The organism is Fundidesulfovibrio putealis DSM 16056 (assembly GCF_000429325.1).
In the GTDB taxonomy this organism is placed as follows: Bacteria; Desulfobacterota; Desulfovibrionia; order Desulfovibrionales; family Desulfovibrionaceae; genus Fundidesulfovibrio; species Fundidesulfovibrio putealis.
On sequence record NZ_AUBQ01000012.1, the window covers coordinates 115,648 to 135,250 of the forward strand.

Below are 19,603 nucleotides of genomic sequence, written 5' to 3' on the forward strand. Positions count from 1 at the left end.
GTATCACTTTCAATCCGCTGAGCGCCTGCCGAGTTCAGACTCACGGGAACGTCTTTATCCCGCGCGGGTCGAATTGCCACGGCCGACAACGTCTTGCCTTGCCGTCGTACGCTCCCGGTGGGACCACCTCACGGACGTGAACGAAAAAAGCGCCGGAGACCGACGCTTTTTCCCGGCACACGAAACCGGACACATGAAGAAACGTCCCCAAACTTACCCTACGCTAAAGCCCTGCCTCCTGGGAAGCCGGTACGTGAAGCAGGCGCAGCGGCGTCGTCGCTGGCCTGCATCTGGGCGATCAGACCTTTGAGCTGCCGGGCCATGTCCGCGAGGTTATGAACGATATCCACAGTCTCTGCCATGCCTGCCTCGGTATCGTGGGCCACACCGTTGACCTCGGCCAGACTCATGGTGATGTGCTCCGAGGCGGAGGACTGCTCCTCGGCTGCGGTGGCGATGCTCTGCACGTTTCGGGTGTTCACGTCGGTCAGGTTCACGATCTGCTTGAGCGAATTCCCCGAGGCCCCGGCCAGATCATTTGAACGGATCACAGCCTTGCCAGCCTCCTCCATGTCGCGCACCGAAAGGCTGACGGAATCCTGGATAGCCTTGATCTTCTCGCCCACCTCGTGGGTCGCGCCCATGGTTTTTTCAGCCAGCTTGCGCACTTCGTCGGCCACCACCGCGAACCCGCGCCCGGCGTCTCCGGCCCTGGCGGCCTCGATGGCGGCGTTCAGCGCCAGCAGGTTGGTCTGGTCGGCTATGTCGGAAATGACGTTCATCACCTGGCCGATGGACTGAGCCTGGGCCCCCAGCTCGTTCATGTTCTGGCGAAGCTGTTCGGACACGCGGCTGACCTGTCCGATAGCGGCCACGCTTTCGATGACGATGTCCGCCCCCTCACGCGCCTTGCCCTGCGCCTGTCCCGCGCTCTCTGCTGCCTCGCTGGCGTTTCGCGCCACCTCGAGGACCGTGGCGTTCATCTGCTCCATGGCCGAGGCGGCCTCGGAGAGCCGGTTCTTCTGGGTCTGTGTGCCGCGCTGCACCTGGTCGACCTGGGCGGACAACCGCGCCGCGTAATCGCTCAGGCTGTCGGAGAGCCCCATGGATTCGCTGGCGATGGACCGGATGAGGTCCAGCATCTGCTTGATCTGCACTTCCTTGGATTCGGCCTGGGCCAGGGCGTCCTTGGCCTGCCGGGCGTGCCCGTCGGCCTCGACGGCCTTGTGGTCTGCCTCGGCGATCTTGCTGCGCAGGCTCTCCACCATGGTCTCCATGGACTGCGACAACTGCCCGAGTTCGTCCTGCTGGGGCAACCGGCACTCTTTGGAGAGGTCGCCGTCTGCGATACTGGTGGAACAATCAGCCAGGAACTTCAGGGGCCTTGAGATCGCCCTGGAGATGAAAAGGCTCAACAGAATGGCCAGTCCCACGGACACTACGGTGGAGACGTAGACCAGCAGTTTCATGAAATCTATGTCTGCAAACAGTGCGGTGCGGTCCTTTTCGATGCCGGTCTTCACCTTCTCGCGCATGGCCTGGAGGTTTTCCTGCACCTGGACGAGAGACTTGAGGGTCTCGGTGTTGTAGGCTTCCTCGGCAGCTTCCTGGCGACCTTCCTTCTTGAGCTTCTGGATGGTGATGGAGGTTTCGTGGAGTCTGACGTGCGGTTCTTCGATGGACGCCAACAGGGGCTTCAGTTCCGGGCTGACCGTCTCCAGGCTGGCTCGTTCCTCGCTGTAGAACCAGCGCCCGAAGGCGCACTTCCTGGCGTCTGAGGAGACGGAAAATTCCGTGGCCTTGTGGTCATGCACGAACTGCCCCAGGGTCTGCGCCCACTTCAGGTGGTCGATTTCGCGCTGCAGGAGGCTCATGGACAGGTCGTACTTCTGGACAGCCGCCTTGGTGTGGTTTTCGACGTCGCCCACCTCGCGAGCCGCCACCACGAGCACCAGGACAAATATTGCCGTTACGCAAAAAAAACCCGCACGGATTTTCTGCCCGATCCGCATATCAGACCATTTCATGTAGCCCCCCCTGCGTTTGTAGACACAGATGAACCGCGCGCCAGTCGATGCGTGCAATTGAATACCATCCGTATAGCAGGGACCCCTACCACACACCATGCCCCCCTCAAAAGGTAGGAAAAGGAGAAAACTCAATACTTTCCAGCTGTTCTCATGCGGCCAGCGAATAGACACACACGCAGCGACCGTTCTCACGGCCTTCAAGATGAGAACGCACGAGCCGAACCCTTCCCATCGGTGGCCGTAAAACGGGATCACGGAAAACACATTGAACGCACCACATCCAAACAGCCCGTACAACACAACTGCATGCAACACAAAAATAAATGTGGAACACGATATTGCATCGACATTCTACGTCTTTCACAATCTGGGCCGCGCCTCTCCGGCCTTGCCTCCCAGGAGGCATTTTGAGCGACCATGGAACCTTGGCGGTAGGATTCGTAGCATTTTTTGCAGAAGCTCGTCGGCAGACGCCCCGCACTTCGGTGCGGCTCTGCACAGCAGGCGGTAGGGTGGCGGATGAATCCGAAAGGTTGGCGAAGGCTATTCCAGGCCGAACGCAGACGCCTTCGGGCCTGAAGCGCGACCAGCCGCCGCTGGCCGAATTCGACGGACAGCGGCGGCTGGATACGCAGGGGAATGAGGGACAAACGGCTAGCTGGTGGCTTCTGGGGCCTTGCCCTCATCCTTGGCACGGATCTCGGCGCGCTTGATCTTGCCGCTTATGGTCTTGGGCAGTTCGGGCAGAAACTCCACGATGCGGGGATACTTGTACGGAGCGGTGACCCGCTTCACATGATTCTGAATGTCCTTCACCAGTTCGGGCGAGGGCTCAAAGCCTGCGCCGAGCACCACGGTGGCCTTGACGGCCTGTCCGCGTTCAGGGTCAGGCACGCCGGTAACCGCCGCCTCGATCACGGCAGGGTGCGTCACCAGGGCGCTCTCCACCTCGAAGGGTCCGATGCGATAGCCGCTGGACTTGATGAGGTCGTCGTTGCGGCCAAGGAACCAGAAGTAGCCGTCCTCGTCGCGCCAGGCCTTGTCGCCGGTGTGGTAGTAGCCGCCAAACAGGACGGAGGCCGTTTTCTCGGGCTCGTACAGGTAGCCCTCGAACAGGCCGAGCTCCTTGCCGTTGCCCACGCGGATGCAGATTTCACCCTCCTCGCCCGGCGGACAGGGGTGGCCCTTGGCGTCCAGGAGAACGATGTCCCAGCCGGGACACGGCTTGCCTATGGACCCAGGCCTCACGGGCATGTTGGGGAAGGCTGCGATCTGCAGGGTGGTCTCGGTCTGGCCGTAGCCCTCGTAGATGGTGAGCCCGGTGGCCTCCTTCCAGGCGTGAAACACACCCTCGTTCAGCAGCTCCCCTGCGGTGGTGCAGTGGCGCAACTTGGAAAGGTCGAACTGCGTGAGGTCCTCCCGGATGAGGAAGCGGTAGATGGTGGGCGGGGCGCAGAAGGTGGTCACGCCGTGCTCGGCCATCACGCGCAACAACTCGGCGGGAACGAACTTGCCGCGATAGTCCCAGGTGAACACACTTGCCCCGGCCATCCACTGGCCGAAGAACTTGCCCCAGATGGACTTGGCCCAGCCGGTGTCCGCCACGGTGAGGTGCAGGTCGCCGGGGCGCAGGTCGTGCCAGTAGACGCCGGTGGTGATGTGCCCCAGGGGATAGTTATGGTTGTGCACCACCATCTTGGGCATGCCCGTGGTGCCGGAGGAGAAGAAGATGAAGGAGACGTCCTCGCCGCAGGCGGCGTCCTCGGGGCGGGGGAATTCCGGGGACGCTGCGGCCAGACCGGCCTCGTAGGCGTTCCAGCCGTCGCCGGCGGGCATGTCCCCTACGCGTACCAGCACCGACAGAGAGGGACAGGCGTCCTTCACGGCGTCGATGCGCTCCACGAAATCCTCTTCCACGACGCAGGCCCTGATCCCGGCCTTGTTGACGCGGAACTCCACGTCATGGGCCGTCAGCAGGTGCGGCGACGGCACCGGCACCGCGCCCAGCTTGTGCAGGGCCAGGGTGGTAACCCAGAACTCCACGCGGCGCTGCAGAACCAGCATGACCTTGTCGCCCTTGGCGATGCCCATGGCCTTGAAGGCGTTGGCCATGCGCGAGGACTGGGTGCTGAAGAAGGCCAGATCCAGATCGCGCCGGGTGCCGTCGGGTCCGATGTGGACCATGGCTGGGCGGTCGGGATGAAGGGCGGCCTCCTTGTCGAGGAAATCGAACGCGAAGTTGTACCCGGAGGGGGCTTTCACGGCGTACTGGGCAGAATACTCTTCAAAAGTGTCGTAACGCTTGAACTCGGGCTGCATCGCCGCCTCCTCTAAATGATCACGTCCAGAAACACGGCCTCTTTGCCGTCCAGGGCACGCATGGCATGGGGAATGGTGGAGCTGAAATACAGGCTGTCCTGGGGCTCCATCACCACGGACTCCTTGCCGAGCGTTACCTCCATGCGGCCCTGCAGAAGGAAGATGAACTCCTCGCCCGCATGCTGGTTGAACTCCAGCGCGCTGTGCTCGCGAGGAGGAACGGACACCAGGAACGGCTCCATGCCGGGGCGGCTGAAGCGGTAAGCCAGGGACTGGTACTTGTAGGCCTTGCGGCGCGTGACGGACAGCCCCTCCCCCTTCTTCACCAGGCTGAACTGATGCAGCTTGGCCTCCGAGCCGGTGATGAGGGCGGTCAGGTCCACTCCGGTGGCCTTGGCCACGGCGTACAGATAGCTGACAGGAACCTCTCGGGTTCCGGATTCGAAGGTGAGGACGTCCTCCACGGGGACTCCCGCTCGGGCGGCCAGTTCCTCCGGAGAAAGGCTCAGGGCGTCGCGCAGGTCCTTGATACGCCGGGAGATGTCGCGATCGATGGTTGTCGGCAGGCTCATTTGCTCCTCCTTGCGTTGCTGGAGGGCCGGATAGCCTAAATTGGTCTGAAATACGAGATTTTTTCACACTCTTGGCACTTGCCGAACGCCGGAAAAGGCCTTAGATAGTCTTTTGGACATCCCTGGGGGCGCACTGGTTTCGACGGGGATAGTGACGACAAAGTTGCGGGCCGAGGATCCACGAGGCCTCGTAAAAAACGTGGAACCAAGTTAATCGCCAACGATTACGAATACGCCCTGGCCGCTTAAGGCCAGCCTCCCTCTGACCCACGCCTGGTAAGTCGGATGCGGGGGACACCCCACCAAGCTGGCGCTCGCAGTTGTCCGTTGAAGCGAGCGTGAGAACTTAAACGGTCTGGGTTCGGGACGCCCGGCCGGAAGGCACGTCCGAACCGAGATCAATTTCCGGCCTACGCCTGTAGATGCTTTGCCCGAGCGTTCTCGGACGGGGGTTCGATTCCCCCCGCCTCCACCAACAGGACTTCCAGTACAGTCCGACAAAGTCCACATCCCCCAGGAATTTAAGGAAAAAGGCGGTCCGCAAGGGCCGCCTTCGTCCGTTTTGGTCCGTTGACATCCACGATCTGAGTGGGTAACTGCGCGGGTAACACAGGCCAGCGGGTAACTTTGCGGTGGGTAACTGCGAAGCCCGCGCCAGTCCAGGATTGAGAGGTTACCCGCCATGCCCCTGACCGACATCGCAGTGAGAAACGCGAAGCCCGGAGAGAAGAAAATCAGGCTCAGGGACGAGCGTGGGCTCTTCCTGGAGGTGAGCGCTGGGAAAGATGGCAAACCACGCAAGTGGTGGCGGTTCCGCTACAAGCTCAACGGGCGCGAGAACATGCTCTCTCTCGGAGTCTACCCGGACGTCACCCTGAAGGACGCCAGGGACCGCCGCGACGAAACCCGCAGGTTAATCTCACAGGGGATTGACCCCGCTCAGGCCAGGAAGTCTGCGAAGACAGAGGAGGCTGAGAACGGTGAAACCTTTGAGCGCATCGCAAGAGAGTGGTGGGCCAAGTTTCAGCCGACCTGGACCGAGGAACACGGCGGGCAAATCCTTCGCCGCCTGGAGCTAAATGTCTTCCCCTGGATCGGCTCGCGTCCCATCAAGGACATCACCGCCCCCGAAATTCTGAAGCTGGCTCGCCGCATCGAGTCGCGCGGAGCCCTAGAGATGGCCCACAGGACCATCCAGGGTTGCGGTCAAATCTTTCGCTACGGCATCGCCACTGGCAGGTGCGAGAGGAATCCTGCCGCCGACCTTCGCGGCGCTCTCCCACCAGTAAAAGAGAAGCATCACCCAAGCATCACGGACCCGAAGGCCATCGCCCCACTCCTTCGCGCAATGGATGCCTACCAGGGTTCACCAATCACGGGCTGCGCCCTGCGACTGGCCCCACTGGTGTTCGTTCGCCCTGGCGAGCTTCGGCACGCGGAATGGGCTGAAATCAACATCGAGGCCAAGGAATGGCGAATCCCCGGCCACAAGATGAAGATGCGCGAACAGCACATCGTCCCGCTGGCCCGGCAGGCTCTCGTCATCATTGAGGAGCTTCACCCCCTCACCGGCCACGGGAAGTATCTCTTCCCCTCCATGCGGACCCTGGATCGCCCCATGAGTGAGAACACTGTCAACGGCGCACTGCGACGCCTGGGGTACACCAAGGACGAATTGACCGGCCACGGCTTCCGTTCCATGGCCTCTACCCTGCTCAACGAACAGGGGTGGAATCGAGACGCCATCGAGCGCCAGCTTGCCCATGCAGAGCGTGACAACATCCGAGCGGCTTACAACTACGCGGAGTTCCTGCCTGAGCGGCGAAAGATGATGCAGGCCTGGGCTGACTACCTTGATTCGCTGAAAACTGGCGCGAAGGTAACCCCGCTCTTCCAAGAAGCTACCGGCTGAACCCGTCCACCTCGGACGGATAGCATAATCGACCAGGAGGGGGAGATGCGACCCTCCATCGATCCGCTTCTCATGATGATGTTCGCAGGCAAGCGGCATGATCCAGTTCTTGATTCCGCCCGCCCATCATCACGCCTCAATCGGCCCTGGACTTCGGTTCAGGGCTTTCCTTTTTGGCCGTACAGGTATTAATTTGACGCATCACTAACGCACTGGAACCCAGGAAGCACCTAATAGAGTGTTATGCCTAGCGATTTTCGACCATAGCAGAGAACTATTTCTTGACAATTTGCTGCAATTTCGTCAGAAGCTGCTCCATCCGCATTTAGCGAGTGCCCTGGCGCTCCGCGTTACTCTGATTTCTCCATAAGATCATAGAGAGAAGGATTTAATTTTCCTATCTCTCGAATGCCTCTGGCCTTATCAGGTCAGGTAAACTGGTTTGTCCGCGACAATCTGGAAGCTGAATGCCATGCAGTGTTCGGGGAGAGCTTGAGGCCATGAAGGCCTTAGGAATCTTGGCAACGAGACAAGGAAGAAGATCGCGTCCTGCGTGGTGCGCCTGATGGACTAATCCCAAGGGGCAGGGCCTCTAGAATCGAAGGCAACGCGACGGGTCGCTCGGGGCGCTCAATGATGTGTGTAGGCAAGGGCAAGTTTCATAAACAAATAACATGTATAGGAGTTTTATGGTGTATTATTCGCACATGGGGCAGCTACTTCAGCTGCGCAATCGTAATGACGCCACAGTGATGACTGTGAGCAAAGGACTCTGTCGGGCTATTAGCACCGTCAATACCGAGAGTCTCGGGTACAACCAAATGCCCGACCACACTAAGGTCGCGCAGGAGAAGTTTCAGAAGGAGAACGGAAACTGATGAGCCTTACGAATTGTTCTGCCCCCGTGGGGGGGGATCGTTATCTCCGCGCCAAGGAGGTCTGTTTTCTTCTCGGCATCAGCAAATCTACGCTCTACAAGTTCATCGGCGAAGGGAAGTTCCTGGCACCAATGAAGTTCGGCCCCCGTACTTCCGTATGGCTCAGTTCTCAGGTGCAAGCCTTCATCGGCAGCAAGGGAGCGCAAGAGTGAACGGACAGAGTATTGGTGAAGAAAGTGGTGCCAGGAGGGGGGATGTCGCTACCGGTGCCTACGCCCAAACGGTATTGCAAGATGAGCTTGAGGCCGTTGCAACCGCCTCTGCTGAACAAAGAGACGACGCCTTGAACAAGGCCGCGTACTCTCTGGGCCGATTCGTGGGGGGCGGAAGCCTTGATGCGAAGCGTGTTGAGGCTGAACTTGTTGATACTGCACGAATCGCTGGCGTGGATGAAGACGAAGCTCTCTCTGCGATCAGGAGCAGCATCAAGGCGGGCAGGAGCAATCCGCGCTCGGTTCCTGATCAGGAAGGAAAGGCAATCTTCATCCGTGAAGATAATATGGCCGAGGTGGCGGACAGGTGCGAAGAGATTCTCGCCGATCCCGGACTCCCTCAAGAGAGTCGCATCTTTCAGCGAGGGGGAAAACTCGTGCGGGCCGTGACCCTGCCAGCGGCGGATTTCGACACGGATCCCTCGAACTCAAAGCGATCCGCCGCGATACTTGAAGTGACACGCCATTACCTCCTGGACATCCTCTCCCGATACGCCCGCTTTACTCGTTTTGACAGACGTACAGGGAGACGACAGCCATGCAATCCGCCAAAAGAGGTTGCGGAGATTGTCCTTGCTCGGAAAGGTTTCTGGAAGGTTCCTGTTCTGCGTGGGGTCTTGAACTGCCCAACGCTTCGGGCCGACGGGACGGTCATCGCCGCACCAGGGTATGATCAAATAAGCGGGTACTTCCTAGCTCATAGTCTGAGGATCAACCTCGCTGATGAACCTTCGGCGAAGGATGTCCAGAACGCCCTCAAGAAACTGATCAACCTACTCTCTGGCTTCTCGTTCGTCGGAGATGAAGACCGTTCTGTAGCCCTGAGCCTTATCATGACCTCTGTCATCCGGTCTGCACTAGATTGCGCCCCATTGTCGGTAATCTCCGCAACGACTCGCGGTAGTGGTAAGAGCACTTTGGCCGACATCTGTTCTGCCATCTCACAGGGACGCAGGAGTACCGTTCTGTCCTCGACAACCGATCGGGAGGAGTTCGAAAAACGACTTACGGGATGCCTTATAGGGGGAGACCCCATGGTCAACATGGACAATATTAACGGTACGCTAGAGTCCGATTTGCTTTGCCAGGCTGTCACTTCGGAATCTCTGAGAATCCGTCCTCTTGGTGGAAGCGGTCAGATTGAAATTCCCAACACAGCCCTGTTTTGCGCCAACGGCAACAACCTAACTGTCAGCGGGGACCTTGCTCGTCGGACCATCCTGTGCAAACTGGACCCCGGCCTCGAGCGTCCAGAGGAACGGACATTCCCCTTTGATCCAGTCGCGTTGGCCCTTGCGACTCGGACCTTGTACGTCGAAGCTGTCCTGACCATCGTGAGAGGCTATCTTGCAGCGGGCAAGCCCAACATGGGGCTTACCCCCTTTGGCAGCTTCGAACGGTGGTCGGCACTGGTCCGGTCGCCATTGGTTTGGGCTGGGATGGTCGATCCGTGCAAAAGCCGGGTGGCTGTCATCGAAGGAGACCCAGATGCCCAGTTGCTTAAGGAGATGCTTGTTGAGTGGCACAAGATTTTTGGGCGTACCCCAAAGACCGTGAAGGAGGTTATTGGAGTCGCTACCGCTGATCATGATGGGATGTTGTATGAAATTCTCGATGCCATCGCTGGGGATCGCAGTGAGATTAACGCCAGGAGGCTGGGGCACTGGCTCAAACGCAACATTGGCCGGATCGCGAATGGTCTAAGGGTGGAACAGCATTCAAGCTCCAGCAGGGTCCATTGGAAGGTCATACCCGTTGGAAGTGGGCATGATCGGTTTTGACGGTTTTGACGGTTCTCTACCCCCACGTATGAGAAGTATCAGGACAGTTTATATACAGGTGGTGAAACAAACCATCAAAAGCGACAAAACATTCAGGATGAAAACAAGACAAGGACACGCAGCTTTGAGACACAGCCTTCCTGAATTCGGTCTTGCAGAGATCAGGTATCTTAACCAAGATCGGGGCCAATATGGGCGTGAGTGCCAGCATGGCGAGTAAAACCATCCCATACGCCCCGCTTCGGATCGTGGTAGATACCCGTGAGCAGCGCCCCTATCAGTTCGAGAAGTACGACGTGGAAGCCATCCGGCATACCCTGAAGACCGGGGATTACTCCCTGGCCGGGTACGAAGATCGTGTGGCCTTCGAGCGTAAATCCTTGGATGATCTGATCGGCTGCCTCACCACTGGCCGGGATCGCTTCGAGCGCGAACTTGCCAGGGCCAAGGGGCTCGACCTCTTCGCCGTCATCGTGGAAGGGACCATGCAAGAGGTGAGGGAGGGAAGATACCGAAGTCGGATTAACCCTCATGCCGCGCTCCAGAGTATAATTGCTTTTCAGGTACGTTACGGCACTCAATTCGTGTGGGCCGGATCAAGGGCCAATGCGGAATACGCGACCTACTGGATGCTTGAGAAGTTCAAGCGAGAGCAGGAATCCGCCAAGGGGGATACTCCGCCTGCCGAGAACGTGAGGGCCAGTGGAGAGTCACAGGCTCCGAAACGAGGTCGAGCACCGAGGGCCAACTGAAAAGCAGGAAATGCCGGATTCCGAAAGGGGTCCGGCGTTCCTGTTTTATGAATAGGTGTCGTTTTTCCCTTATTAAAAAGATGCTGCCTGGATGTGGACACCCACCTGGGTCGGACAATCGCACCGGAGCCTCGCCTCCTCCAGGCATACGTAACTCCGACGTTACGTAACACGGGTGTTGCAATTAATCCGTAGCATGGGTGTTACGTGTTGACCAAAATTCGACCTGATCTCGGTTTGCCGCCCGTCCCCCGTTGGCGTCCCCCCTGGCCCTTTTTTATGGCACGGGACCGTGGGCGCACATGGCCCTCGAAGCCTGATCTATCCTCCCCCGCTATCTGGCCCTATTTACAGTAATCAGAAAGGCAAAATAATCATCCTAGCGGCTAAGCCGACCTTCCATATACCCTGGAGGTTTGCGACGTTTTTCAGGTCGGGATAGCTACTACAACAGTAAGCATTTCGAAGGGGCCGCTGGGCGAAAGGAAGCTCGGGAGAGGGAAGCGCTCACGTAGAGCTTGGCCGGTGGCAATCGGACAGATCGGACAGGATCGGACACCCATCGGACGGGTCTCGGACAAACAATCGGACACGCGACTTCATCCGAGATGATGGCACGGACTCCATATTCTTCCCTGCGGCTATCATCGGTTGCGGACAGTGCGGACACTTGCGGACAGCATTCGGACAGTCTGCGGACGCCCCTGCGGACACCCTGATCTTCACCCGCTGTGCCGAGTTGTGGACAGCGTGGACAGTAATGGACTGCTTCTGGACAGTCCGTGGACATTCCGGTGGACGCCCCCGAACATCACCCCTTGTGCCGAACTGTGGACAGTGTGGACAGTTGTGGACACCGTGTGGACAGTTGTGGACACCGTGTGGACAGTCTGTGGACACTTTTGTGGACAGCCTGAACTTCCCCGCATGCGCAGGAATGTGGTCACCGTGGTCAGGTGAGGTCAGCGTGTGATCAGCCTGTGACCCCAAAAGTGGTCACCCTTGGCTTGATCGGGCCAGCAGCAGGCGCTGATGATGATCTATGCCAGGACGTCGGCTGCCCAGACCATCAATACAACCACTCCTCATGGCTGACCGGCAGACGGTTGAGCTGCTCCCGGTAGAACCGCCACTTCGGCATGAGCCGGTCCATGAGAGCGACGAAGCGCGGGTTGTGCGTGGGTTCCAGCAAGTGGGCCAGTTCATGGACGACGAGATACTCCAGGCAGTCCTTGGGCTTCTTGGCAAGGTCGGTGTTGAACCGGATGCAGCGGGTCGCCGGGTTGCAGCTCCCCCATCGGGTCTTCATCCTGCGCACGAAAAACCGTTCGACCTGCACCCCGATGCGCTTCTCCCATTTCTTTATCAGCGGAGGAGCCGCCGCTTTCACCTGGCCCCGATACCACCCATCGACAATCGCCTGACGCTTTTCTTCATCCGTTCCGGGGCGGACTTTCAGGGTCATCGTGCGGTGTTCAAGCTCGACACGGGGAGCCTCATCCACTTCGACCACTCGCATAAGGTAGCGTCGCCCCCAGAGGAAATGGCTTTCCCGTTCAAGATATTCGCGGGGGGTCTCCCGTTCCTGGTCACGGAACTTCTTCTGCTGCTTCCTGATCCAGTCGAGCTTCGAGATGGTGAAAACGCGGATGGTGTCCAGGTCCATGCGCGATGGGGCGGCAACGCGGACCTTGCCGTGCGGGGGGTAGACGCTCAAGTGGATGTTCTTGATGTCCTTCAGCACGACGTCCACCTCAATATCTCCGAGGTTGATCTGAGTGACCATCAATATTCGCTCTGCGCCTTGATGATGAGGAATATGCGCTCCACCTCTGCCTTGTCGCCATCCAAGAGTGGCAGCAGCGCCGCCTTGATGATGTTCTCCTTGGCGAGGTGTCCCCGCCAGCCATCGGGGCGCGTATCCTTAATCGCTTGGTCCAACTTCAGGGCCAGCTCCTCATTCTGATTCAGGTTGTTGTACAGCGCCCGCCTACCCGGCGTGTCCAGCGTCTTCGGCGTCTCTTCCGATTGCCCGGCCTCGACCTGCTTTGCCAGCGCGGCGATACGTTTCAGGTACTCCTCGTATTCGATGGCCTTCGCCTTGCGCGCGGCGATGATTTCGTCCAGCAGCTCGGACATCTTTTCGTAGTAGTCCGGGTCGCTCAGATGCCCCTTGATGATCTTGCTGCGGACGTTGTTCTCGATGGTCTCGGCCACGGCATTCTTGTTGCCCTTCATCCCGGCGAGACGCTCATTGATGGCCTTAGCGATGCCGGTCTTCACGATCAGTTCCAGCAGGCCCATGTTGTCGAAGGGGGAAATCGGCCTCGGCATGTCGGCTTCGATGTAGGTGTCGATCAAGTGCCGCATGTCCGCCTCGTAAGCCTTCAGGTCAAGCTCTTCCCCACTGGCCTTTCGCACAACATCCCGGACTTTCAGGAAGTGATCCAGTTGCTGCTTGATGCGGCTGACGTCGACTGGCGTGTACCCTGCGGGTTCCATCTCATCGGCGATGTTGGCGTAGGCGCGGATCAGCGCCACCGTGGCCTTGTAGAGCGCGGCACGTTGTGGCTCATGTTCCTTCAAGTCCGATGCGATCTCGGTGTTACCGCAGAAATAGTGGATATGCTCCAGCTCCCCTTTCGGCGGCTTGACCGGTTCGCAGAGCAGGATGATGGATTCCAGGGTGGCATCGAGCCGTTCTTTCCCCGTCTTGAGGCGATCGTGCAGAAGCACTTCGGGACTGACCCCTTCCGCACTATGATCCAGTTCGGAGGTGTAGACCGCGATGGCGTTTTCGACCTTCTTGAACAGGTCCTTGTAGTCCACGATGTAGCCGAAGCTCTTGTCCTCGCCGTCCAGCCGGTTCGTGCGGCAGATGGCCTGGAACAGGCCGTGATCCTGCATGGATTTGTCGATGTAGAGATAGGTGCAGGACGGCGCGTCGAATCCGGTGAGCAGTTTGTCCACCACCACCAGCAGCTTCATGTTCGCCGGTTCCTTGATGAACAGTTCCTTGGCCCACTCCTCGTAGGTCTCTGTCTTGGTCATGCCCGGCTTGGCTTCGACATCCTTGAGCAGCTCTGTGTAGGTATTAAAGACGAATTTCTTGTCGGTATCTTTGTTGTCCCCAGTCTCCTCCTTGGTCACATCTTTCACCAGCGGGTTGTAGGAGGTCACCACCGCGCATTTGTCCTTGAAAGATGAGGCCTGGAATAGCTTGAAATACTTGCACGCCTCGTAAATGCTCGAAGCCACGAGGATGGCGTTGCCGCGATGATCGGATAGGCGGGGCTTCAGGCTGAAGTCGTACTCTATGTCGTCCACCACCCTTGCCATCCGGGACTTTGACGAAAGCACATGCTCCATCGTGCCCCAGTGCTTCTTAAGCTCGTCCTTCTGCCAGTCATTGAGAAATTTTGTTTTGGCGTCGAACAGCATGTCGATCCTGAACCCCGAACCAAGGCGCTGGTCGATGTCCCGCGCCTCGTAAAGCAGGTCCAGCACTACCCCGTCCTCGACGCCCTCGCTGAACTTGTAGGTATGGATGTAACCGCCAAACACTTCCAGGCTGGTCTTCTTGTCCTTCTTCAGGAGCGGCGTGCCCGTAAAGCCGATAAATACGGCGTTTGGCATCATGGCCTTCATCACCTGGTGCAGCTTGCCGGTCTGCGTGCGGTGGCACTCGTCCACGAAGACGAACACCTCGCCCACAGTCTGACTGGGCTGGGCTTCCAGTTCCTTGATGAAGGCATCGAAGTCGTCCACGTCCTTGCGCCCAAACTTGTGGACCAGGGAGCACAAGAGACGCGGGGTGGCCTGTCCGAGCTGGCTGATCAACTCTCGTCCGCTGCTGGTACGTTTGATCGGCTCTCCCGCTTCCATGAAGACGCGCTCGATCTGCTTGTCCAGCTCATCGCGGTCAGTGATGATAGCGATTCGGGCGTGCGGATTGTTCTCCAGAATCCATTTCGCTAGCAGCACCATCACGATGCTTTTACCGCTGCCCTGAGTGTGCCAGATGATGCCGCCCTTGCGCTCGCGGACATGGCGTTGCGCGGCCTTGATCCCGAAATACTGGTGGACGCGGGGCAGCTTCTTCCAGCCGCCGTCGAAGAGCACGAAGTCGTGCATCAGCTCGATCAGCCGGTCCTTGCTGCACATCTTCAGCAGGTACTTGTCCAGCTTGTACCGGGTGTTGTCCTGTTCGTCTTCCTTCCACTTCAGGAAGTACTTCTCCTCTGTGCCGACGGTGCCATATCGCATTCCCTCGGAGTCGCTCCCCGCGAAGACGAACTGCACCGTGCTGAAAAACCACGCGTTGAACTCGGGACGCTGGTTGGACAGATTCTGGCGAATGCCGTCGCCGATGGTGGTGCGGCTGTTCTTCAACTCCAGCACGCCAATGGCGATGCCGTTCACGTACAGCACGATGTCAGGACGCCGCTCCCAGTTGCCCTTGAGGGTCACCTCCTCCGCGATGGCGAAGTCGTTCTTTTGCGGCTCCTCCCAGTTGATGAGATGGACGGTCTCAGTGGGCTTGCCAGCTTCGGTCTTTACCGGCACGCCGTAGCGCAGCAGGCTGTAGACGGCCTTATTGTTCCCGTAGAGGCTGCGCCCGGGGTTGTTGACCTCGGTGCGGAGCAAGTGAATGGCTCTGCTGATCTGGGAAGAGGTGTAGCCGCACTTCTTCAGGTGGGCGGTAAGCAAACCCTCCTCGACGTTGGTGTTGCCTTCACGGTCTGACCAGTCGCCAAGGTTGCTGTAACCCATCTCATCGCGGAACAGAGCGATGACGCGGTTCTGGGTGACACGCTCGGATTTGCCGATGTCGCTCATATGAGTCGGACCCTCCCAGTAAGAAGTTCCTGCATCATGCCTTGCTTGATCTGGCGGGCCTTGGATAGCTTTGACTCCAGAGTGGAGAGTTCGGCGTCCATGTCGGAGAGGATTGCAGAGATGGCGGTTTGTTCGGCGAGGGGAGGAAGGCTTACTGTAATTTCCGAGAAAGCAGGCCATCTTAAGCTGCCTCTACGATCTACAGAAGAGCATGTCGCAGTTTCGAACTTCTGACGATAACATTCTAATTTTAACAGCCTATGCAAAAAATAACTATCGACCTCTTCGTTTACTGAGAATACAACATAAATTGGGCTGACGAGTGCCCTGTCGTAGAAGCTCTGAAGTCCAATTGACCCTTCCTCGACATGGTTCGCTGGGTAGCCAATCTCTCCTCTCTTGATGATTTTGTAGCCACTGGTGTCTCTGCTAAATACTTGGTTCTTGAAGTAGCCTAGCGAATCGACGAAGCCAAGGTGCTTTGAGCAGGTCAAGACGGTCAGTTGCTCACCCAAACTGTTTTTTTCGCATTTTGGCGAAGCAATTTCTGCAATTCGTTTGACTTTCCACTCCCCACAGAATCCCAGCAACCGCTTGCTGCCGGTAAGCAACTCCTGCATCGCCCCCTGCTTGATGTTGCGTTTCTTGGCGATGAGTTGCTCCAGGGATTCGATGAGGGCGTCCGCATCGGAGAGTGCGGCGGCGATGGCTTCTTGCTCTGCCTTGGTGGGGGGGAGGGGAATTGGAAATGATTCAAGAATCGTTCGATCAATCTTAACCATCGAGTTGCTGGAACCACGAGCATTATCGGAAAAATATCGCCTCCCAGGGGACGACAAAAGGCAGAACAAGAGATACTCGGGATTTAATGAGTCCCCCAGTCTTATCCTCATAAGAAGATCAGGATATGCACAGGGGGTCGGTTCCCCTCGATAAACGCCCGCCAATCCGACGCGATCAGGTGTATTCGACCTGCTAACAACGACATCATCGACGACTAGCAGGTTCTGCAAAACACGTGGGTCGTTGGCCGGAGCGTGCTTTACCCCCGAAGGGTTAAGCCCATTGGGTGATACGGCAGACAAAGATAGTATCCATACCCCTGTCGGCTGGGAGGAGCACACAGGGCTGTAACCATTTCTGATGGGTTCGCGGAGGTTGTTACCGAGTTGGGATAACTCCCAGTCCTCCGGGATCACCCCTACCTCTGTCTGCTTGTAGCCGGGCTTCACGTCCATGAGAAACCCATCCTCTCCAGGTGCTTGTTTACCCTCTCTTCCAGTTCAGCCACGCGGCTGACCATCTCTGGCAGCGGAGCTTCGTACCGTTCCGCCAATTCCTTCACCCGCTGGGTGAGCGACTGACTCACCCGGTCCATCTCGCCATGGATGGCTCCGTCCAGCGCGGCAAGCCATTTGTCGTCCACCACCAGCGTCTGGACGTCGGCCTCGGTGAGCCTGGGATATTTCGCGTAGGCTAGGGCATCGAGTTCAGCTTTAGCATCCTTTAGCGCTTGCTTATTTGCATGGATTTGTTCGGTCAATTCAATGAACGCGTTAAGCACCTGAGGGTCAATAAGTTCTTCATGGATAGGCTCATGCTGGAGCTTGTCCATCATACAACTCATGGATGACTCAAAAATAGCGTCGACGAGCTGCTTTAATTCTTGTTGTGTTGCAAACGCATTATTATACTCTTGTAGTAGCGCGCGTTCTTCGATGTCATTTGTATTCTTTATCCTGGCATTAATTTTTGACTTTGTGGGCTTTCCTCTTGCTCCTGCAAGAGATTTAATGCGGATATCTCTACATAATTCAGCAAAAACTTCTTGAATCTCGTCATGCTTCTTCTGTGCATCCGAATAGCTCCTGAACGTATCAGGCATCACAACTTCCCAAGCGCTCAACATTGCTTCTTTGAGGGAGGAAACAGCATCGACTTTACTTGCAACTCCATTGAGTGCCCCACCATCGCCCCCGTGCTCCTCTTCCAGCTCGGCCATGCTGGCGCTGACAGCCTCCAGGTCGGCTGCGAGTTGGTCAATGGCCTCCTGCTCCTTGGCGAAATAGCGGGCCACGACCAGACCCTTGGGCACAAGGTCGCAGGTCCACCCTTTGTCCTTCTCCTTGCCCTGCTTGTTCTTCACGATGATGCGGCTGGTCTCGGCCTTCCACCCGTCGGAAGCGATGAGGTAGCAGTCATCCTGCATGGTCTCGGCCCAGTAGTTCATCAGGTGCTGGTAGACGTCGTAGGGGTCGATGAGGGGCTTGCCGGTATAGTGGACAAGCAGGTCCTCGGCCAGCGCGGTGATAACGTCCTTGGGATGGCAGCCAACCTGCAACTGTTTGAGCGTTGCGGCGCTCTTCTGCCTCCATGCGTCGAAGTGGGCGTTCATGCCGGTGATGAAGTCGGCAAACTGGGGATGCTCGTAGATGGCCGATTTGATGACGGCCTTGTCCACGGCGAGGTCCAGGTAGCCGGGGCGGTTGTCCTTGAACAGGGCCTGCTTGAGCTGCGGGCAGACGTCCCAGTAACGCTGGAGGGCGTCCACGTCGGCAACCGGGATGCCGCCCTTCAAGTGCCCCTCGATGTCCTGGAGGTCCTCGGCCTGCTGGCTGTCGATGTAGCGCGGCAGGTTGAGGTTGAACTCGTTCTTCTCGATCTCCTCCACTGGCACCATGCGAGAGTATCTGGGGACCTCGATGCACTTGTTGAAGACGTCCACGATCTTGTGGATGTCCTGGTCGCGCAAACGGTTCTTGGGGCCATCCTTCATGAAGCCAGAGCTGGCGTCGATCATGAAGACACCCTTGCGGGCATGGGCGTCCAGCTTGTCCACCACCACGATGCAGGCCGGGATGCCCGTGCCGTAAAAGAGGTTCGCGGGGAGGCCGATGATGCCCTTTATGTAGCCCTTTCGGATGAGCGCCCGGCGAATGTCGGCTTCTGCGTTGCCCCGGAACAGGACGCCGTGCGGCAGGATGCACGCGCCCTTGCCCGTGCTTTTGAGCGAGCGGATGATGTGCAGCAGGTAGGCGTAGTCGCCCTGCTTGGCAGGAGGCGTGCCGAACGGTTGGAAACGGTCGTAGGGATCGTGCAGCGGGTCAATGCCGGTGCTCCAGCGCTTGTCGCTGAAGGGCGGGTTGGCGACCACGAAGTCGAAGGTCTTGAGCGTGCCTCCCTCCTTGAATCGGGGGGCTGCCAGGGTGTTTCCCTGGACAATTTCAGCATCGGGGTTGTCGTGCAGGATCATGTTCATACGAGCGAGGCCACTCGTGGCCGCATCCTTCTCCTGCCCGTAGGGCGTAACCTTGGTGGTAGCCTCGTCTGCCACCTTCAACAATAAGGACCCGGACCCGCAGGTGGGATCATAGACAGTTGTGCTCTTGGTTGTCTGAGCTTCGCGGATGCCGATGATCTTCGCCATGACGCGGCTGACTTCAGCAGGGGTGTAGAACTGGCCCTTGCTCTTACCGCTCTCCGTGGCGAAGTGGCGCATCAGGTATTCGTAGGCATCCCCGAGAATGTCGTCGCCGTCTGCCCGGTTCTTTGAGAAGTCGAGGGCCTTGTTCTCGAAGATGGCGATGAGGTTGGTAAGCCGCTCCACCTTCTCCTTGCCGGTTCCGAGCTTTGTGGCGTCGTCGAAGTCCGGCATGTCAGAGAGCTTGTTGGCGTCAGCCAGGGGGGCGATGATCTTCTTGTTGATCTGGTCGCCAATGTCTGACTTGCCCTTGAGCGCCACCATGTCCGCGAAGCTGGCTCCCGCCGGGATGGTGATCGGCGCATACGACAGGTCGGCGTATTTGTCGCTGACATACTTGATGAAAAGCAGGACGAGGACGTAATCCTTGTACTGACTGGCATCCATGCCGCCGCGAAGTTCGTCGCAGGATTGCCAGAGGGACGAGTAAAGTTCGGACTTCTTGAGGGCCATACTGCTGATATTCCTGATTAATCCTTGAGAATTGAGGAGGCTGTCTTGTGTGCTTCACTCGAAGCAAGCTGATAGGGAAACCCCATCAGTCGAAAACTGTCAAGGATTATAGACGAGTGGAAAGAGTAATACGAAAGTGCGGAATATGCTGCCGGGCTGGAGTGTGTCATCACACGACATGGCGGATGGCACACCGGTATGGACACGCAACAGGAACCGCGCAGCCCCTGTGCGGACGTTGCACCAGAATCTCTTGGGGTGGATGGAACCATTCATGAGGGGAGGGGGCTGCCCTCCCTCCCCTCATTATGTCA

General features: G+C 58.1%; 11 protein-coding genes and 1 other RNA gene. 5 read left to right on the forward strand and 7 right to left on the reverse strand.

Features of this window, described 5'->3' with window-relative positions; genetic code table 11:
- Positions 1–218 precede the first annotated feature (218 nt).
- The 3 genes from G453_RS23230 to G453_RS0109425 all read right to left on the reverse strand — a co-directional run bounded on the left by G453_RS23230 (position 219) and on the right by G453_RS0109425 (position 4,921).
- Entirely contained in the window at positions 219–2,027 is a 1,809-nt protein-coding gene (locus G453_RS23230) for a methyl-accepting chemotaxis protein (protein ID WP_169725311.1), read from the reverse strand.
- Positions 2,028–2,684: 657 nt separating this feature from the next.
- Positions 2,685–4,349, reverse strand: a complete 1,665-nt coding sequence (locus G453_RS0109420; RefSeq protein ID WP_027190864.1) for an AMP-binding protein — start codon at positions 4,347–4,349, stop codon at positions 2,685–2,687.
- 11 nt (positions 4,350–4,360) lie between these two features.
- Positions 4,361–4,921 carry a helix-turn-helix domain-containing protein gene (locus tag G453_RS0109425; protein ID WP_027190865.1) on the reverse strand — a complete coding sequence of 187 codons (561 nt, stop codon included), beginning with the start codon at positions 4,919–4,921 and terminating at the stop codon, positions 4,361–4,363.
- A gap of 124 nt (positions 4,922–5,045) precedes the next feature.
- Between G453_RS0109425 and ssrA the strand changes: the two genes are divergently transcribed.
- The 5 genes from ssrA (at position 5,046) to G453_RS0109450 (ending at position 10,516) form a co-directional block, all read left to right on the forward strand.
- Positions 5,046–5,396, forward strand: a transfer-messenger RNA (tmRNA) gene (gene ssrA, locus G453_RS27150).
- 207 nt (positions 5,397–5,603) lie between these two features.
- On the forward strand, positions 5,604–6,833 hold the full coding sequence (locus G453_RS0109430; protein ID WP_027190866.1) for a tyrosine-type recombinase/integrase: 1,230 nt from the start codon (positions 5,604–5,606) through the stop codon (positions 6,831–6,833).
- 877 nt (positions 6,834–7,710) lie between these two features.
- Entirely contained in the window at positions 7,711–7,923 is a 213-nt protein-coding gene (locus G453_RS0109440) for a helix-turn-helix transcriptional regulator (RefSeq protein ID WP_051272160.1), read from the forward strand.
- The gene (locus G453_RS23235) at positions 7,920–9,764 is read left to right on the forward strand and encodes a hypothetical protein (protein WP_051272163.1); all 1,845 of its coding nucleotides are present in this window, start codon (positions 7,920–7,922) and stop codon (positions 9,762–9,764) included. Before G453_RS0109440 ends, G453_RS23235 begins: the two co-directional genes overlap by 4 nt.
- 209 nt (positions 9,765–9,973) lie before the next feature.
- On the forward strand, positions 9,974–10,516 hold the full coding sequence (locus G453_RS0109450; protein WP_027190869.1) for an ERCC4 domain-containing protein: 543 nt from the start codon (positions 9,974–9,976) through the stop codon (positions 10,514–10,516).
- 1,069 nt (positions 10,517–11,585) lie between these two features.
- Here the strand turns inward: G453_RS0109450 and G453_RS0109455 are convergent.
- The 4 genes from G453_RS0109455 to G453_RS0109470 are packed head-to-tail and all read right to left on the reverse strand — an operon-like array spanning position 11,586 to position 19,289.
- Positions 11,586–12,269, reverse strand: a complete 684-nt coding sequence (locus G453_RS0109455; RefSeq protein WP_205620061.1) for a M48 family metallopeptidase — start codon at positions 12,267–12,269, stop codon at positions 11,586–11,588.
- A gap of 32 nt (positions 12,270–12,301) precedes the next feature.
- On the reverse strand, positions 12,302–15,355 hold the full coding sequence (locus G453_RS0109460; RefSeq protein ID WP_027190871.1) for a type I restriction endonuclease subunit R: 3,054 nt from the start codon (positions 15,353–15,355) through the stop codon (positions 12,302–12,304).
- Positions 15,352–16,593 carry a restriction endonuclease subunit S gene (locus G453_RS27155; protein ID WP_084502213.1) on the reverse strand — a complete coding sequence of 414 codons (1,242 nt, stop codon included), beginning with the start codon at positions 16,591–16,593 and terminating at the stop codon, positions 15,352–15,354. Before G453_RS27155 ends, G453_RS0109460 begins: the two co-directional genes overlap by 4 nt.
- Positions 16,584–19,289, reverse strand: coding sequence for a type I restriction-modification system subunit M (locus G453_RS0109470; RefSeq protein WP_027190873.1), 2,706 nt, complete (start codon positions 19,287–19,289; stop codon positions 16,584–16,586). Before G453_RS0109470 ends, G453_RS27155 begins: the two co-directional genes overlap by 10 nt.
- Positions 19,290–19,603: the final 314 nt, after the last annotated feature.

Excerpts from the sequence above, each read along its gene's own strand:
- G453_RS23230 (WP_169725311.1), bottom strand. The coding sequence starts at position 2,027 with ATGAAATGGTCTGATATGCGGATCGGGCAGAAAATCCGTGCGGGTTTT.
- G453_RS0109420 (WP_027190864.1), bottom strand. The coding sequence starts at position 4,349 with ATGCAGCCCGAGTTCAAGCGTTACGACACTTTTGAAGAGTATTCTGCC.
- G453_RS0109425 (WP_027190865.1), bottom strand. The coding sequence starts at position 4,921 with ATGAGCCTGCCGACAACCATCGATCGCGACATCTCCCGGCGTATCAAG.
- G453_RS0109430 (WP_027190866.1), top strand. The coding sequence starts at position 5,604 with ATGCCCCTGACCGACATCGCAGTGAGAAACGCGAAGCCCGGAGAGAAG.
- G453_RS0109440 (WP_051272160.1), top strand. The coding sequence starts at position 7,711 with ATGAGCCTTACGAATTGTTCTGCCCCCGTGGGGGGGGATCGTTATCTC.
- G453_RS0109450 (WP_027190869.1), top strand. The coding sequence starts at position 9,974 with ATGGCGAGTAAAACCATCCCATACGCCCCGCTTCGGATCGTGGTAGAT.
- G453_RS0109460 (WP_027190871.1), bottom strand. The coding sequence starts at position 15,355 with ATGAGCGACATCGGCAAATCCGAGCGTGTCACCCAGAACCGCGTCATC.
- G453_RS27155 (WP_084502213.1), bottom strand. The coding sequence starts at position 16,593 with ATGGACGTGAAGCCCGGCTACAAGCAGACAGAGGTAGGGGTGATCCCG.
- G453_RS0109470 (WP_027190873.1), bottom strand. The coding sequence starts at position 19,289 with ATGGCCCTCAAGAAGTCCGAACTTTACTCGTCCCTCTGGCAATCCTGC.